Annotated in this window: 13 protein-coding genes; 9 read left to right on the forward strand and 4 right to left on the reverse strand. The window is 45.8% G+C overall.

What is annotated here, in order from left to right; genetic code table 11:
• Positions 1–127: 127 nt before the first annotated feature.
• Both AB4Z08_RS17130 and AB4Z08_RS17135 read left to right on the forward strand, forming a co-directional pair.
• Positions 128–478: a hypothetical protein gene (locus AB4Z08_RS17130; RefSeq protein WP_441574984.1), complete on the forward strand. Its 351-nt coding sequence runs from the start codon at positions 128–130 to the stop codon at positions 476–478.
• A gap of 81 nt (positions 479–559) precedes the next feature.
• Complete coding sequence (locus tag AB4Z08_RS17135) at positions 560–2,419, forward strand: M1 family metallopeptidase (protein ID WP_441574985.1); 1,860 nt, start codon at positions 560–562, stop codon at positions 2,417–2,419.
• 103 nt (positions 2,420–2,522) lie between these two features.
• On the opposite strand, the gene AB4Z08_RS17140 is transcribed toward AB4Z08_RS17135, so the two are convergent.
• From AB4Z08_RS17140 to AB4Z08_RS17155, 4 genes are read right to left on the reverse strand one after another with little or no spacing between them, the layout of a single operon-like run.
• Positions 2,523–3,551, reverse strand: a complete 1,029-nt coding sequence (locus tag AB4Z08_RS17140; RefSeq protein WP_441574986.1) for a DUF4249 family protein — start codon at positions 3,549–3,551, stop codon at positions 2,523–2,525.
• 2 nt (positions 3,552–3,553) lie between these two features.
• The gene (locus AB4Z08_RS17145) at positions 3,554–6,241 is read right to left on the reverse strand and encodes a carboxypeptidase-like regulatory domain-containing protein (RefSeq protein WP_441574987.1); all 2,688 of its coding nucleotides are present in this window, start codon (positions 6,239–6,241) and stop codon (positions 3,554–3,556) included.
• On the reverse strand, positions 6,192–7,169 hold the full coding sequence (locus tag AB4Z08_RS17150) for a FecR family protein (protein WP_441574988.1): 978 nt from the start codon (positions 7,167–7,169) through the stop codon (positions 6,192–6,194). The genes AB4Z08_RS17145 and AB4Z08_RS17150 overlap by 50 nt, the downstream gene beginning before the upstream one ends.
• Before the next feature lie 51 nt (positions 7,170–7,220).
• Entirely contained in the window at positions 7,221–7,781 is a 561-nt protein-coding gene (locus tag AB4Z08_RS17155; RefSeq protein WP_441574989.1) for an RNA polymerase sigma-70 factor, read from the reverse strand.
• Positions 7,782–8,138: 357 nt separating this feature from the next.
• Between AB4Z08_RS17155 and AB4Z08_RS17160 the strand changes: the two genes are divergently transcribed.
• The 7 genes from AB4Z08_RS17160 to AB4Z08_RS17190 all read left to right on the forward strand — a co-directional run bounded on the left by AB4Z08_RS17160 (position 8,139) and on the right by AB4Z08_RS17190 (position 17,546).
• A complete protein-coding gene (locus AB4Z08_RS17160) occupies positions 8,139–10,556 on the forward strand; it encodes a glycoside hydrolase family 3 C-terminal domain-containing protein (RefSeq protein ID WP_441574990.1) in 2,418 nt (805 codons plus the stop codon).
• A gap of 244 nt (positions 10,557–10,800) precedes the next feature.
• Positions 10,801–12,159, forward strand: coding sequence for an acyl-CoA dehydrogenase family protein (locus AB4Z08_RS17165; protein ID WP_441574991.1), 1,359 nt, complete (start codon positions 10,801–10,803; stop codon positions 12,157–12,159).
• Positions 12,160–12,237: 78 nt separating this feature from the next.
• Entirely contained in the window at positions 12,238–12,993 is a 756-nt protein-coding gene (locus tag AB4Z08_RS17170) for an SGNH/GDSL hydrolase family protein (protein ID WP_441574992.1), read from the forward strand.
• Between the two features lie 487 nt (positions 12,994–13,480).
• Positions 13,481–14,326, forward strand: a complete 846-nt coding sequence (locus AB4Z08_RS17175; protein WP_441574993.1) for an alpha/beta hydrolase — start codon at positions 13,481–13,483, stop codon at positions 14,324–14,326.
• An 82-nt stretch (positions 14,327–14,408) separates the two neighbouring features.
• Positions 14,409–15,521: an SPFH domain-containing protein gene (locus AB4Z08_RS17180; RefSeq protein WP_441574994.1), complete on the forward strand. Its 1,113-nt coding sequence runs from the start codon at positions 14,409–14,411 to the stop codon at positions 15,519–15,521.
• A gap of 87 nt (positions 15,522–15,608) precedes the next feature.
• The gene (locus tag AB4Z08_RS17185) at positions 15,609–16,733 is read left to right on the forward strand and encodes a zinc finger domain-containing protein (protein ID WP_441574995.1); all 1,125 of its coding nucleotides are present in this window, start codon (positions 15,609–15,611) and stop codon (positions 16,731–16,733) included.
• Positions 16,734–16,973: 240 nt separating this feature from the next.
• On the forward strand, positions 16,974–17,546 hold the full coding sequence (locus AB4Z08_RS17190) for a DUF4142 domain-containing protein (RefSeq protein WP_441574996.1): 573 nt from the start codon (positions 16,974–16,976) through the stop codon (positions 17,544–17,546).
• Positions 17,547–17,567: the final 21 nt, after the last annotated feature.

The following is a 17,567-nucleotide window of genomic DNA, read 5'->3' on the forward strand; positions in this document are numbered from 1 at the left end:
TAAATTTAATACAGTGGTCTTGAATTAACAACAACTAATCGATGGAAAGGGAAAATAAAATTCCCGTTTTTTCGTTAGATACCTGTCCCCCCGTCCCTTATCTATACTCACGCTCATACTCACTTACATGAAGTACCTGGTACTGATTGCTATCATATTGCTCTTTGCGTGTCATTCATCTCAGAAAATATACACGGCACCCGCAGTAGGGGCGGAGGCACAATTTGACCGGGGACTAAGACCCGAAAAGCATCCTAAATATCTCTTTGATAAAAAAACAATGAAGGATATGCAAAGGCAGGGAGCTGCCAGCAGCTATTCCTCCAAACGCCGCAGCCATGCACCCACTATTCCCTTACCCTCCAAAGGTGGTACGGGCAAAGATAGTACAGCAACTCCGGCAGATAGCCTCCGCACAGCTGCAGACTCTTTAAAAGCCCCCATTGTTCCTGCGGATACGACTCACACTCCATTTTGACCGGATTCATATTAAGCGCTTGTCTGCGGTGCATTTTCCCGGTAATTCCCTACATTTGAAGCCACCGCTTTTAATTAGCTTATGAGGAAATATTATATTTTTTTGCTGCTGCTGATAGTCGCGCAGCAAGGCATCGCCCAGACCCCATTATATATGCCGCTCAGCATCCGCAAGGCATATGATCAGCAAACCCGCACCTACACCGGCGCACCGGGGAGCAAATATTGGCAGAACAAAGCAGTGTATGATATCCGGGTTACTTTTGACCCCGCTACCAATCTTGTATCAGGTACAGAACAAATCAGCTATGTCAACAACAGTCCTGATACCCTGAGTATGGTCAACTTTAAATTGTTTCCCAATCTTTATCAGAAGGGCGCCATCAGAAGTATGGGCATTGCCCCGGATGATCTGACAGATGGGGTACTTATCAAAAATATGAAGGTAAACGGTACCGACAGACCAATGTCTGTTCGCCCCCGGGGCACGAATATGCCTCTAAGCATACCTGCGTTGTATCCCGGTCAGACAGCCCGTTTTGACCTGGACTTCTCCTACACCCTCAATGAAAACACACATATCAGAACAGGAGCTATTGATACCGGCGCTTATTTCATCGCTTACTTCTTTCCACGTATTGCCGTTTACGATGATGTCAACGGCTGGGATATGATCCCGTATGTTGGTACGCAGGAGTTCTATAACGACTTCAGCGATTTTCGTGTAGCCATTACAGTTCCCGGCAGCTACCAGGTATGGGCTACCGGCGACCTGGAGAATACCACAGAGGTATACAATGATAAATATGTACAACGCATTGCGGCTGCAGAAAAAAGCAATGATATCATTGCCGTGATAGATAGTAACGATGTTCGCGCGGGTAATATCTCGCGGAGTAAAGGCACTCAAACCTGGCGGTACGAAGCCAATCACGTGACCGACTTTGCGATAGGACTCAGCAATCATTACTTATGGAATGCTACCAGCGTGGAAGTTGATGCAGCAACGAAAAGACGTACCCGCGTTGACGTAGCCTTTAATGCCACTCATGCCGATTTCTTTGATGTGGTACACTACGCCCGCATCACCGTTGATAAAATAAGCCACTACTTTCCGAAATGGCCATTCCCGTATAATCACGAAACCGTGTTCGATGGATTGGATCAGATGGAATATCCCATGATGGTGAATGATAATCCCCTGGCAGACAAAGCGCAGGCGATTGAACTCACGGACCATGAAATATTTCATACCATTTTTCCTTTTTATATGGGGACCAACGAAACGCTCTATGCCTGGATGGATGAAGGCTGGGCTACTATCGGGGAATGGATTATTTCACCTTGCATAGACAGTACCATCATCGATGACTATGGTATGGCGCCTTATAATTATGTTGCAGGTAAAGCCGCTGATCTGCCTATCATGACGCCTTCCAATCAAACAACAGATGCCTACGTCACCAATTCCTATCCCAAACCAGCCCTGGGATACCTGTACGTAAAAGATATGCTGGGCGACAGTCTTTTTCTCAAAGCCTTGCATTATTATATATCTCAATGGAATGGCAAACATCCGCAACCCTATGATTTCTTTTACTGCATGAATACCGGCGCAGGAAGAAATATGGACTGGTTCTGGAAAAGCTGGTTCTTCGATAATGGCTATCCGGACCTCGGTATCCGCAGCGTCACCCAAAAAGGGAAACAGGGAGTAGTGGAGATCATCTCCAAGGGCAACAAACCGGTACCGGTAGATATTACGGTGTTATTTGAAGATAACAGCACCGCTAAAATACACCGGAGTATTGCCTGCTGGGAAAAGGGAAACAAAACCGTATCGCTCGCGTTTCCATCTCCCAAAAAGATAAAAAAAGTAACCCTGGGCAGTACCTGGACAGCAGATATTGATAAAGGAGATAACGTGTATGAAGTGAAGTAAGCAGAAAGCGAAAAGCAGAAGGCAAAAAGCTATTGAAGCGAATATCCAATCATCATCCGCTTCAATAGCTTTTTGCTTTCTGCTTTTCGCTTTTGGCTCTTCTTTAAAGTTTGTCGTAGTACAAATAGTATAGCTTCTGATAGCTGCCACCTACAATACCTAATCCTCCGGTAGTATTGCTTTTGAGCTGAATAGCCTGTATAAGGCTGTTCAGCCCCGGATTGCGCTTCACTTTTTCGTAGGTAAGCAGGAAATCATAATACTCTCTGGAAACAGATTTTACATATACCAGCACCCTTCCTACAGGTGGAATCGCGTCCTCCGGATTGGTACTGAGTGCCGTAGCGTTGATGTAGAAATAAGTAGTTAACGGTTTGCCCGCCTGGGTAAACAGGATGCTGTTATAATTTTCGTTTAGGCCACCCACCTGATTATTGTCTGCATTTTCATCCTGTGTATAGCAGGGAATACGGAGATAGTCGTTCAGGAAAAAGCTGTCTTTCCTGGCATTTGCGCCGGGTGAATTTTTCACCTGCTCGTACAATGTTTCCTGCTCGCTTTTACGGTATCTCACCCCCTGGTACATGAACGTGGTATCTACATCTACACTCTGTTTCAGCGCTTCCATGACTATATATTGTTTTACTCCCGGTAACGGATATACGGTGAAATGAAAACGTAGTACCGGGCGACCATTCAGCAGTGAACGCAGGGTATCCAGTAATTCCACCCTGAATGGAGGTGGGATAGTAGCCATGGCGGTAATGGGTTTGAGCGATGGTACATCTACCTGTAGTTTATAGTTCCTGGCTGCATCGAGCTTTATTTTACCCCGGTAAACGCTCATTGGATTAGAAGAGTCATTCACATAGGTGAGGGTTTCCAGCAATGTTCCGTTCTTATCCATCAGTTGAACATTGGCATTGTCCACCAGCTGAAAGCCATTATCAAGATAAGGGCCGGATACGGGCTTGCTTTTGCCTACACGCACCTCGGGAATACCATTGGCAACCAGCTCACTGTAAACCACCGCCCTGGGAGCGCCGTTTGTACGGGGAAGCGGTAATTCCTGCTCACATCCCAGCAACAATATCATACACACAATTGGTAATAATGTAAACCCGTATTTCATGATTAAAATTTGAAAGTATAACTGAGGTAAGGTAATGCTCTGAATAGACTGTACTGATACAACTGCAGCGAAGACACCTCGTCATATTCAAAGAAAGAGAACTGGTCAAAGCTTACGATAAACGGGTTGCTGCGATTGTAGATATTATACACTCCCGCCGAAATCACATGCTTGAAACGCCTTTCATTGCCGAGGTTAAGTGTAGCACCTACATCCAGGTGATGCACCGGATTTAAGCGGTAATTATTCAACCTGGATATATAAGGCAGATAATTGACCTGATAGGTGGAGAAGGGCGAATAGCGCTCATCCAGGTAACCCTTGATATTACGGCTCCAGTCAAAGTCAGGGAATATTTGTACAGGCAAAGTAAATGGTGCTCCGGAGGAGAATTTATAGGTAGCAGAAACATTCCATTTCGGATTGAACCGGTACTTAAGTGCGAGGGAAAGATTATGCCGGCGGTCTTCTTTATAAGGAAACATTTTACCACCGTTCAGCCGGTCAAACTGCCGCCAGGCCCAGGAAAGCGTATAGGAAAAAATACCTGTCAGCTTGCCCTGTGTTTTTTCCAGTTGCAACTCACTGCCATAATTATAGCCGCTGCCTGCAATGACTTTTTTCTCCCATAGATCGGAGTTATCGAATATATTCAATACCGTATTGGTGGTAACAATATTTTTAAGCTGTTTGTAATAAACGTTTACATTAAATCGCCATGTGTTGTTCCACAGCCGTTGATAGGAGAGGCCATATGAAAAGGCTTGCTCAGGTTTAATGTTTTCAGTACTGGGTACCCATAAATCAGTAGGCAGATTGATCACCGGTGTGGTCAACTGGTGCACGAACTGGGTCATTTTGGCAAAGGACAACTGTATGTATTGCGACTTTGGTAGCTGCCAGCGTACCATGAGGCGTGGTTGCAGGCTGGTGTAAAACGAAGTTTTCTGGGCAAGCGCGCCAAAATGCAGCCCGGGCCTGACTATGAGGCGATCGTTCAACAAGCTGAGTTCATCTTCTCCATAAACAGAGAACTCGGACATATAATAAATGGGGGCCTTCCGCTGTGTGGCTTCTCCCGCAGAAATATTGTTATGATATGCGGTGGGGGCAAAGTTGTGGTAGGTATAACCGCCACCGAAAGAAATATGTTGCCAGTTGCTGACATTGTATTCTGTTTCATTTTTGATGGCAATATCTCTGACCCTGGAAACGCCCTTACCCTTTACTGTTGAGGAGTCATCGAAGGAAAGGGGAATGATTGTATTCTGGGTGAATACATTATAAAAACGACTGTAGGTAGCAATGGTGTTGGTGAATATTTTAGGATTGATTACCCTGGTCCACTTTACGGCTGCAGTGATATTACTCCAGTCAAAATTGTAATCATCAAACAGCACTGTAATAGGCCGGATGCTTTGGATAAACATTTTGTCCTGACCCTTATAAAAGCTGACGTAAAGCCTGTTTTTATTATCAATAACCTGGTTTAGTTTGAAGTTTACATCATAGAGGTAATACTTACCGTAGTCGCTCAGATACCTGGCTCCATACAACACATCTACCAGTGATCTTCGTATCGAAAGGGAAACGGAACTTTTATCTTTTACAATCGGACCTTCCAGCAACATATTGCCGGAAACGGGGCTTAGGGTCAGACTCCCATGCCATTCCTTCATATTACCGTCTTTTGTACGGATATCCACTACAGAAGAAAGACGGCCACCATAACGGGCAGGGAAAGCGTCTTTATATAAGGACACGTCTTTTACGGCATCACCGTTGAAAATAGAAAAGAGGCCAAAAAGGTGACCGGTATGATAGAGTGGAACGCCATCCAGCAGGTAGAGATTCTGATCAGCTCCACCGCCCCTGATCAGCAGGTTACTGCTGCTTTCCAGGGAACTGCTGGTGCCTGTGTACAACTGCAGGGACTTCAACACATCTTTTTCACCCAGGAGTGACGGAAAGCTGGATACATAAGTCACTGGCATATTAATGTATCCGGATTGGGAAGTCATCGTTTCTTTTTCACCATTTACCACTACGGTTTGTAACATACTACGGACGTCCATATGTATGTCCAGCTGCCCTTCGTCAGGAGGGGGGAGGTGCTGGAAAACCGGTTTATAGCCTATATGCGAAAATACGATCCCCTGGCAGGTGTCAGGTACCTGAAGACTGTAAAAGCCGAAGGCATTGGTTTCTGTACCCTTCCTGGTAATAGGATCGTATACAGATGCCCCGATAATGAGCTCATTACTATTAATTTCTTTTACAAAGCCGCTGATGGTATAATACTGAGGCTGTGAGTTTTCCCGGAGCAGGAATATTTTTCCATTCAACGCAGCCGCCTGAATGCCGGTTCCCTGTAAGATGGTACTTAATACTTCACCCGTTGTATGCTCTGTTCCTGTTAGCTGAACTTTTTTATTCAGGTGCAGGAAGCTGGAGCTATAGGATATATTGATCCCGGTTGACTTTTGTATATGTTGTATGAAAAAGAGAATGGTCCCCTGCCTGGAGGGAGGAATATATGATTCCTGTAATAAATCATTCTCCCTGTTCTGTGCCTGTAGTGGAATCAGCGGCGCGAGAAACAGGAAGATACTGAATATGTATAAAAATCGATTTAAGAGGCTACTGGCTGATGACGATGGTGTCGCCGTCTTGACGGTATTTAAACCCAAGCAATAGTTGTAATTCATGCAAAACATCATCACAGGACTGATTCCGGAATGTGATCGTAGCTTTCTGCTGCGATGCTGTTTCACGGTATTGATCATCAACCCTGATTTCTTTTGCGTAAAAGTCGGCTAATTGTGGCAATATTTCAAGAAGAGACTCATCATTAAATTGCAAAATCCCTGTTTTCCAGGCAATAAAGTTCAGATTGTTATTATTACGGGCGTATAATTGCCCATTTCCCCAGGTACCTCTTTGTCCGCTGCCCAGAATTACGGCGGCAGTATCACCCTCTACGCCTAGTTTCACCTTGCCGGAAGCTACTGTAACGGCCGTGCTGTCCTTTCCGGTTTGTACGGTAAAGGAAGTTCCCAGTACTTCTACTACAGACTGGTTGGGTGTTTTCACCAGGAAAGGGTGTCCGGGATCGTTGGCGATCTCAAAAAAAGCTTCCCCTTCCAGTTCTACGATACGTTGTTCATGATGATAGCCATTGAGATACCTGATCCGCGCACCCTGACGTAGGGTGACCATCGATTTATCAGGGAGTTCAAAACTCTTTATTTTGCCATCGTTGGCAGCCAGTTCGTGTTTCTTCAGCGCGGAGCGGCTCTCCAGCCACCAGGCGCCTGCGGTAAGCAGGAGCAATATAGCTGCAGCAGCGGCATATTTTGTATAGAGTGATTTCATCCGGGAAGCAGGAGGGCGTATTGCTTGCGCAGTTTTGTCCCATGCGGCGGCGGTATTGTATTGGCGTGTTGGGCCAACAGCGGCAGTAGTGTCCTGCCATAACTTGGACAGAATATTGTATTCCTCCTTATTTTCAGGGGAGGCATCCAGCCATTGCTGTAATGCCGCAGATTCTGCTTCAGTACATTGACCGGATAGCTTTTTAGCTATAAGTTCATGCAGGTAGGTGTCAAAATGCTCCATAGTTACAGTGTGCTCTACTTAGATAACGCTCGTTAGTGTGACTACCCTCTATCAGGGTGTAAATAATTTCAATAAAAACAGGATACTCATCGGTAATCCATATTGATGGAGGTACTTTCGCAACAGTTTAAGTGCCCGTCCCATATAATTTTCAACAGTTTTGGCTGATAACCCCAGTTTAACTGCGGTTTGTTGATGTGTCATGCCATTTAGCCTGCAACAGGTGAATACTTCCTTGCATTGCGGAGGTAAATTGGCAATGGCTTCATAAATGAGTTGCTCATAATACGGTTTGGCATTTTCTATCTCTTTGGCATTAGGATCTTCCGCAATATCTGCTACCCATTCAAAGCCTTTATTCCCTGCTTCTTCCGTGTTCAGTTTGCGTAATGCAGATATAGAGTTATTACGGACCGCACGGAAAAGATATGCTTTTATATTAGGTATACCTATCAGCTCCTGGTGTTTTTCCCATAGCTTGATAAAAGTTTCCTGTACCACATCTTCCGCCGCAGCATCGTCCTTTAGGAAGCTATAGGCATAGTTACATAAGTCATTATACTGTGAATGAAATAATTCTTTATATGCCTGGTAAGAAGGTGATGTAATCATTTAACCTTCACGATATTTTAAATATATGAAATGATCGCTGCGAAAGTAACTATCTTTTTGAAAATTACGAATTCGTAATTCGTAATTCCAGATTCATAATTTTTTTTTGAAAAGAGATAGAGGGAAATGCATTTCCCTGCGTTATCAGAGCATAACAGCCATGCCTATATGTTTGTGGAAGTTCTCGTTTTTTTTAGTTGTGTTTTTTTTAAAACCAGGGTTGCATGAGGTTCTATGCAACCCTTTTTTTATGCCCTTGTATCATTTTAGCCAATTCTGATGCTGTTTGAAATTATTTTTGCAATCCATTGCAATGACTTGTAATTTGGGCGTTGTTACTTAAAAACAACGCCTGGAATGCACACATACCGGACCAAACACCTTTCCACGGGTATACTACTGGCTGCACTTTCTGTGTCAGTAGCTACCGCTCAGCAACCAGCTTCCATTTACCATGATGGCTGGATCGACTTTAATAAAAATGGCCAGAAGGATATTTTTGAAGATGCCCGTCAGCCCATAGACCAGCGGATACAAGACCTGCTGTCGCAGATGACCATAGAGGAGAAAACCTGTCAGATGGCCACCTTATATGGTTATGGCCGCGTACTGAAAGATGAAATGCCCACCCCGGCATGGAAGCAACAGGTTTGGAAGGATGGCATCGCCAATATTGACGAGGAATTAAATAGTCTGCCATATAACAAAAAAGCACAATCCGAATATTCCTTTCCCTACAGTAAACATGCTACCGCTATCAATACGGTGCAACGCTGGTTTATTGAAGAAACCCGCCTGGGCATCCCGGTAGACTTTACCAACGAAGGGATACACGGATTATGTCATGATCGCGCCACACCACTGTGTGCACCTATCGGCATTGGCAGCACCTGGAATAAGGAACTGGTCAGCCGCGCCGGACATATCGTGGGAAGAGAGGCTAAACTACTCGGCTATACGAATGTATATGTACCTATACTGGACCCTGCCCGTGATCCGCGCTGGGGGAGAGTTGTGGAATGTTATGGGGAAGATCCTTTCCTGGTGGCAGAACTGGGCAAACAAATGACACTGGGGGTGCAGCAGGAAGGCGTAGCCGCTACCCTGAAACATTTTGCCGTATACAGCGTCCCCAAAGGAGGCCGAGACGGAGAGGCCCGCACCGATCCACATGTGGCCCCCCGCGAAATGCACCAGATATACCTGTATCCATTTCGCCGCGTAATCACAGAAGCCCATCCTATGGGCGTAATGAGCAGTTACAATGACTGGGACGGCGTACCTGTTACCGGCAGCTATTACTTTTTAACACAACTGCTGCGACAAGTATATGGTTTCACCGGTTACGTAGTATCGGATAGCGAAGCGGTAGAATATCTTTTCAGCAAACACCATGTGGCGGCAGACTACAAAGACGCGGTAAGACAATCCGTGGAAGCTGGTTTGAACGTGCGCACCAACTTCACTCCGCCGGAACAATTTATTATGCCCCTGCGTGAACTGGTGAAGGAAGGGAAGGTGTCAATGAAAACAATCGACAGCCGTGTAGCCGATGTGCTAAGGGTGAAATTCCGCCTTGGTTTATTTGATCATCCCTATGGAGATGCAAAACTGGCAGACAAGGGCGTACATACCGCTGCCGATGAAGCCTTTGCGCTGCAACTAAACAGAGCGTCATTGGTATTGTTGAAAAATGAAGAGCAAACGTTGCCCCTCGATAAACAAAAAATCCGCCGTATCCTCGTTACAGGTCCGCTGGCGGCAGCCACCACGCATGCTGTGAGCCGCTACGGCCCATCCAATAATAAAGTGACCTCCGTACTCGAAGGCATCACACAATATGCCGGTAAGCACATCACCGTTCAATATGCAAAAGGCTGCGATGTTATTAATCCGGGCTGGCCTGGCACTGAGCTGGTGCCCACGCCATTGGACTCCACAGAAAAAGCCGGTATAGCCGATGCCGTTAGTAAGGCTGCCAATGCAGACGTAATCATAGCCGTAGTGGGAGAGGATGAAAAGAGAGTAGGAGAAAGCCTTTCCCGTACCGACTTATCACTGCCAGGCAGACAACTGCAATTGCTACAGGCCCTGCACGCCACCGGCAAGCCGGTGATTGCTGTACTGATCAACGGGCAGCCGCTTACCATCAACTGGGAAAAACAACACCTGCCTGCTATCCTCGAAGCCTGGTTCCCCGGGCCACAGGGAGGTACGGCCATTGCAGAAACACTTTTCGGCGACTATAACCCCGGCGGGCGCTTGCCTGTGACCTTCCCGAAATCAACCGGACAAATCGAACTGAACTTTCCCTTTAAGCCGGGATCCCATGCAGGACAGCCGTCTTCAGGAAATAACGGTTACGGTAATACGAGCGTAAATGGTGCCCTGTTTCCTTTCGGATTTGGACTCAGTTATACTTCATTTGCCTACAGCAACCTCGTGGTAACACCCGCAAAACAAGCTGCCCAGGGCGATATACATATCAGCGTGGATATCACTAATACGGGTAAACGAAAAGGTGATGAGGTAGTACAACTTTATCTGAAAGATAAGGTCAGTAGTGTGACCACCTATGTGATGCAGCTGCGTGGTTTTGAAAGGGTAGGACTCGAACCGGGAGAAAAGAAGACAGTGTCATTCATATTACATCCGGATGATCTGGCTATCCTGGATCGTAACATGAACTGGACCGTAGAACCCGGTGAGTTTGAAGTATTGATAGGCGCTTCTTCGGAGGATATTAAACTGAAAGAAGGTTTTGTGATAGAGTAATAAGCGCGAAGTTTGTCTTTACCAGGATTATACTGATTCAGATGATTTTCCGGATTTTTATTTTTCAGGATTGGAAACGATAGAAAGATGAGCGAAGAAAGATGAGGATAGTCACATCGATCTTCGCTCATCTTTTTATCTTATGAAATCACAAAACAAAAATCTGGAAAATCATCTGAATCAGTATAATCCTGGTAAAGACAAAATTCCCGTGATTCCGTATTTTTATATAAAACCATGCAAGATGTCCGGAACTTTCTCAAAGCTGAAAAACGCTTACCACCTGTTGAAGAGTATTGATTTTGCGATGCTGGCGAAACTCTCCGAAAAAGTAGACCTGCCAAAAGTAATGGAGTCCGTAGCACATATGGATGACACGCAGTTGAACGGGTTGATGAAAATGCTCAGCAGTCGCGGTGCCAAAAAAGCATTGCCGCCTATTGAAGGGGACTTTTATGATCTGGGAAGCAAGCTGAATGCAGAAGACCGGGCGTTGCAGCTAAAGGTGAGGGCTTTCATGGAAAAGGAAATAAAGCCCATTGTGAATGAATACTGGCTGAAAGCAGAATTCCCATTTGAGATCATTCCTAAGTTCAGGGAGCTGAATATCTGTGGTGTTACCTATGAAGGATATGGTTGTCCTAACCGGTCTTTCCTGATGGAAGGGATTATTGCCATGGAAATGGCCAGGATAGATGCTTCTGTGGCTACCTTTTTTGGGGTGCAGAGCGGACTGGCTATGGGATCTATTTATATGCTGGGTTCTGAAGCACAGAAACAGGAGTGGCTGCCCGGTATGCAGCAGCTGACTACAATAGGCGCGTTTGGTTTAACAGAGCCAGAAGTAGGTTCCGGTACAGCCGGCGGGTTAACGACTACGGCTAAACGAACGGGCGATACCTGGGTGCTGAACGGACAAAAGAAATGGATTGGCAACGCCACCTTTGCAGACGTGATCGTGATATGGGCACGGGACCTGGATGATAACCAGGTGAAAGGTTTTCTGCTGCGGAAAGATACGCCAGGCTTCAGCGTGGAAAAGATCCATGATAAGATGGCCCTGCGTATTGTACAAAACGGACTGATTACGTTAACAGACTGTCATATTGCAGAGGCGGACCGCCTGCAAAACGCCAACTCTTTTAAAGATACCGCCAAGGTACTGCGCATGACCCGCGCAGGCGTTGCCTGGGAAGCAGTAGGCTGTGCCCGTGGGGCCTATGAAAATGCGCTGGCGTATACCCGTACCCGTGAGCAATTTGGAAAACCGATTGCCGCATTTCAATTGATACAGGGGCACCTGGTAGAAATGTTATCCAATCTCACCGCTATGCAAACCATGGTCTACCGTCTCTCTGAAATCCAGGATGCCGGTGAATTAAAAGATGAACATGCCTCACTGGCAAAAGTATTTTGTACCATGCGAACCCGTGATGTGGTAAGTCGTGCCCGCGAAGTGATGGGAGGTAACGGGATATTGCTGGAATACAATGTGGCCCGTTTTGTGGCGGATGCGGAAGCTATTTACTCGTATGAAGGCACCAAGGAAATTAATTCCCTGATAGTGGGAAGGGCCATCACGGGATTTAGTGCTTTTGTCTGAAAAATATAAATTCTTTTTTATAGTTTAAGGGCGCGATTGCGGATAATGCCGCGATGCTTCACTTAATTAAGATCCGTTATGAATTCAACTAACCGTCGTAATTTTCTCAGGAATATTTCGCTGGGAAGTATTGCTGCCATCAGCATTCCAGGTATTGTATCCGCAGCGGTATCCGCAGAAAAACACAAAAAAGTCACACTCAAAAAAGAAGGGGTGGTGTTATTCCAGGGAGACTCTATTACTGATGCCGGGCGTAAAAGAGATAATGACCAGCCCAATACCGGTGCTGCATTAGGCGGCGGTTATGCGCTGATGGCCGCATCTGACCTGTTACTTAAGAATGCCGATAAAAATCTGAAAGTATACAACAAGGGAATCAGTGGAAATAAAGTATTTCAGCTGGCCGACCGCTGGGATATCGACTGTCTGGTCATTAAGCCGGATGTACTCAGTATTCTCGTGGGCGTAAATGACTTCTGGCATACGCTGAATGGTAACTACAAAGGCACCATTCAAACCTACAAAGAAGATTATGATAAATTACTGAGGCATACCAAAGAGCAGTTGCCGGATGTACAGCTGATCATTGGAGAGCCTTTTGCAGTAACAGGTGTGAAAGCCGTAGATGAAAAATGGTATCCTGCATTTGATGAGTACCGTGCAGCCGCCCGTGCCTTAGCCGACAAGTACGAGGCGGTCTTCATCCCATATCAATCCGTTTTTGATAAAGCTCAAAAATCGGCTCCGGGAGTTTACTGGACCGCTGATGGCGTTCATCCGAGTGTAGCCGGCGCCCAGCTGATGGCCGAAGCCTGGCTCCAATGTGTAAAATAAATATATGATCGCCCTTGCAGGTGTGTAATAAATAACGATCATTGATTTTCAGCACCGGGCTTCTAGGCCCGGTGCAATTATTCTTCCTCCGCGGCCTATTTCGATAATTTGTCCGGTAAAACATTGATTTTTGCACATTACTACTACTTCTCAGATACTTCTCGGATACTTCTCAGATACTTAGGACTCGTCTATGCATCGTATTACCAATACTGTCCCACTACATTGCTACTACTGTTGGATTACACTCTTACTACACTCTTACTACACTTTCCCTACACTCTTACTACTCTTTCACTACTCTTTCACTACTCTTTCACTACTCTTTCACTACTCTTTCACTACTCTTTCACTACTCTATGAGCCCTCCGGGTGTCTGAAATAGCTATGCAGATCCTTTTGGTTTGGTTGGCACTGTTAAGAAAGCTGCCCTTTTATCTGGCCATAACATTTATTACATTTGTTGTTATCACATGAAATTCCAGTTATGAAACAATTAGGTATTTTATTCATTATGTTAGGACTTAATACCGCTATCAGCGCGCAACAGCAAACCATTCATCTGTGGCCGGGAACAGTACCGGGAGAACCTGGTGCCAAACAGATGGCGCAGGTAACTGCAGATGGGAGCAACAATGTAAAACGGTTGACCGATGTAACTGATCCTTTACTGGAAGTGTTTCCGGCGCCTGCAAATAATAATAATGGGGTTGGCATTATCATTTGCCCCGGCGGAGGCTACAGCATCCTCGCTATTAACCTGGAAGGTTATGAAATTGCTGCGTGGCTGAATAAACTGGGGTATACTGCATTTGTTTTGCAATACCGGGTGCCTAAGAAAGAAGCCGGTGCGCTCCAGGATGCGCAAAGGGCTATCCGGATAGTACGCAGTCGTGCTGCAGAATGGAAGTTGCAGGCCAACAAGATAGGTTTAATGGGCTTTTCTGCTGGTGGTAGCCTCACCGCCAGGGCTGCCACACTATATAACGTAAATGCTTACACGCCGTTCGACAAAGCCGATAGTTTGTCCGCCCGTCCTGCTTTTGGCATTCTTGTGTACCCGGCTTACCTGGATAAAGGGGAAAACAGAACCCTGACACCGGAGCTGAAACCAGACAGTGAAACGCCTCCCATATTTCTTTTTGCTACTTCTGATGATCCTTATGGCAATAGTGCCCTGGTAATGGCGGGTGCCCTCCGGGATGCCAAAGCCAGTGCAGAACTTCATTTTTACGCCAAAGGCGGCCATGGATACGGTTTACGTCCGGGTAACCCTGCGGCAGAGGCCTGGCCTGGTCTCCTGGAAAAATGGCTGAAAACAACCGTGAAGTAAGTTTGGGGAAATTATAACTTTTCAGAAGTAGCTTTTCGAATAAATAATTCTCTAAATTTGACGGACTATAAAACCTGTTACTATGGGAATTTTTGATAAGCTCAGGAACGAATTTATTGATATTATTGAGTGGACAGACTCGTCCACAGATACAATTGTGTGGAAGTTTCCCCGCTACCAGAATGAAATAAAAATGAACGCCAAACTTACCGTGAGGGAGTCGCAGGTAGCTGTTTTTATGAATGAAGGTAAGATTGCCGATGTTTTTCAACCCGGCATGTATACGCTTACTACACAAAATATGCCCATACTGAGCACGCTGCAGGGATGGAAATATGGTTTTAACAGCCCTTTTAAGGCAGACGTGTTCTTTGTAAGCATGCGTCAGTTCACCAATCAGAAATGGGGAACCAAGAACCCGGTAATGCTCCGCGACGCAGAGTTCGGGCCATTAAGACTCCGGGCTTTTGGTAGTTATGCTTTCCGTGTAAAAGATGCAGGCGCCTTTCTGAAAGAAGTAGCTGCTACCAACCCCGAATTTACTGTGGAAGGGATCAACGAGCAGTTACGTAACCTGGCAGTATCCCGCGGTATGGAAGCCATTGCTGAGGCCAAAATCCCTGTACTTGACCTGGCAGCCAACTACGAAGAGGTATCTACCGCCATCACTGGTAAGATAGGTACTGAATTCAATGAACTGGGACTGGAACTGACCAAGTTCCTCATTGAAAATGTTTCCCTGCCGCCTGAAGTAGAAGCCGCACTGGATAAGCGCAGCAGCATTGGCATTGTAGGAAACCTGGGCGCATATTCTCAGTTCCAGGCAGCAAACGCTATGGAGAAAGCAGCGGAAAATCCTTCCGGTGGCGGACTCGCAGCAGCCGGACTGGGTGCTGGCATGGGCGCAGCGATGATGGGACAGGTAGGTAATATCTTCCAGAATAATAACCAACAACAGGCGAATGCCGGTGGTGGTGCACCTCCACCATTACCAACAGCTGCTCCTTTCTTTGTAGCAGTAGATGGTAAACAAAGTGGTCCTTTTGACCAGGAACAGCTCCGTCAACTGGCGGCTGCAGGCAGCCTGAATGCACAAACACTGGTATGGAAAACCGGTATGGCCGCCTGGTCTGCCGCCGGCACTGTACCTGAACTCGCACCGGTGTTAGCTACCGTACCTCCACCATTACCATAAAAAAACTAATGATCCGGTGATGAAGTGATGGATTGTTTTGAAACAAAATAATCCATCACTTTCCTGATCCGGGCCCAAAATATTCCTATGTCTTTTGAGGAAAAAACAAGCGAAACAGTTAACTCGCTGAAATGCCAGAACTGTGGATCTATCCTGCATTATGCACCAGGTACCAATAGCCTGAAATGCGAATACTGCGGAACAGTGAATCAGATTGAAGAAGAAACACTTCCTGCCGCTATTCAACCTGTCAGCTATGATGAATTTATTGCATCGCAGCAAAACCATACAGAAGCTACCCAACAGGCCGTAGTGGTGAAATGTGTCAGCTGCGGCGCCTCCACTACCATGTTGCCCAATGTAACGGCAGATTCCTGTCCGTTTTGCGCTTCACCACTGGTGATAGATACCACTCAAACCACCGCCATTCTGCAACCGCATTATGTATTGCCATTCGCAGTGAAAGACAGCGAGGCATTGCAGTATTTCCGGACATGGATGAGTAAACTCTGGTTTGCTCCTTCAGACATGGTAAAGAAGGTGAAAGATGGCTCTTCGCAGCAACTGAAGGGTATCTACATCCCTCACTGGAGCTACGATACGGATACAGACACTGAGTATACCGGACAACGGGGTGAATATTACTACACCACGGAAAGCTATACCACAGAGGAAGATGGAAAGACAGTTACCCGGACCAGAGAGGTACGGCATACTGCCTGGTATCCTGCTTCCGGTCGCGTGAATAACAACTTCCGTGATGTATTGGTGTCTGCCAGTCCTTCCTTACCGCTTAAAATGGCGGAGATCCTGGAACCCTGGCTGCTGGATCAGCTTAAGAAGTATGATGGCCGTTATCTGAGCGGCTTTCGCGCAGAGCTCTATCAAACTGATGCTGAACAGGCACTGGTGATCGCCAAGAAAAGAATGGATCCCGTTATCAGGGAAGAAATCCGTGACGACATCGGCGGTGATGAACAGAGTATCGATAACTACGATGTGGATTACAACAACCTCGGTTTAAAATACCTGTTACTCCCTGTTTGGATCAGCGCCTACCGTTACAATGGAAAGCTGTACCATTTTGTAGTAAATGCCTGCACCGGTGAAGTAACCGGCGATCGTCCATATAGCTGGATAAAGATTGTCGGCCTTATCCTGGGTATTATTTTAGCGATCGTTGTTATTTACTCGATAGCGCAATCAAAATAATCATCTTTTAATTACAGATAGCTGGTTATTCAGTTTTCATTGAATGAAAACTGAATAACCAGCTTTTTTTCGCGCTCTGGGGAAAACAGTCTACAGCATTTTGTGTCCGCTATACTTTTAACTATCCTTCGAAACCCCTGGCCTGATTGCGTTTTAAAGGCATCTCCTTTTCCGGGTACCGTTTTTGCAAAGTTATCCCTGTAAACAAGCACACCTATTACAAACCCAAAACAATAAGCAATGAAGAAGTTAGTGATTTTATCAGCAACATTTTTAGCAGTATGGATGACGCAGTCCTGCGGTAATAATGCTAAGAATCCACAGTCGGAAAAGCCGGTAGACAGCGCACAGAGTATTAATGAAACAGTGAAACCTGTAGATGAAAAATCATCCCAGTTCGCAGTGGATGCAGCTAATGCTGGTATGAAAGAAGTTGCTATGGGAAAACTGGCACAAGAGAAAGCACAGAGTGAAAGAGTGAAGGCTTTTGGTACCATGATGGTGAACGATCATACTAAAGCAGGCGATGAACTGAAAGCGATGGCACAGAAGAAGAATATTACGTTGCCAGCAGAATTATCTACCGATGATAAAAAGCATATCGATGATATGGCTAAGAAAACAGGAAAGGACTTTGACAAGCACTACATTGATATGATGGTAGATGGCCATGAAAATGTAGTAAGTGAGTTTGAAAAGGCGTCAGATAATGTAACAGATGATGACCTGAAAACATGGGCCCGTAACACATTGCCTACTTTAAAGGCACACCTGGATTCTGCCAAAGCAATTAAAGACAGTTGGAAAAAATAAACTAAATACTATTAGTGAATC

Origin of the sequence: Chitinophaga sp. RAB17, assembly GCF_052114225.1 — a bacterium.
Taxonomy (GTDB): Bacteria; Bacteroidota; Bacteroidia; order Chitinophagales; family Chitinophagaceae; genus Chitinophaga.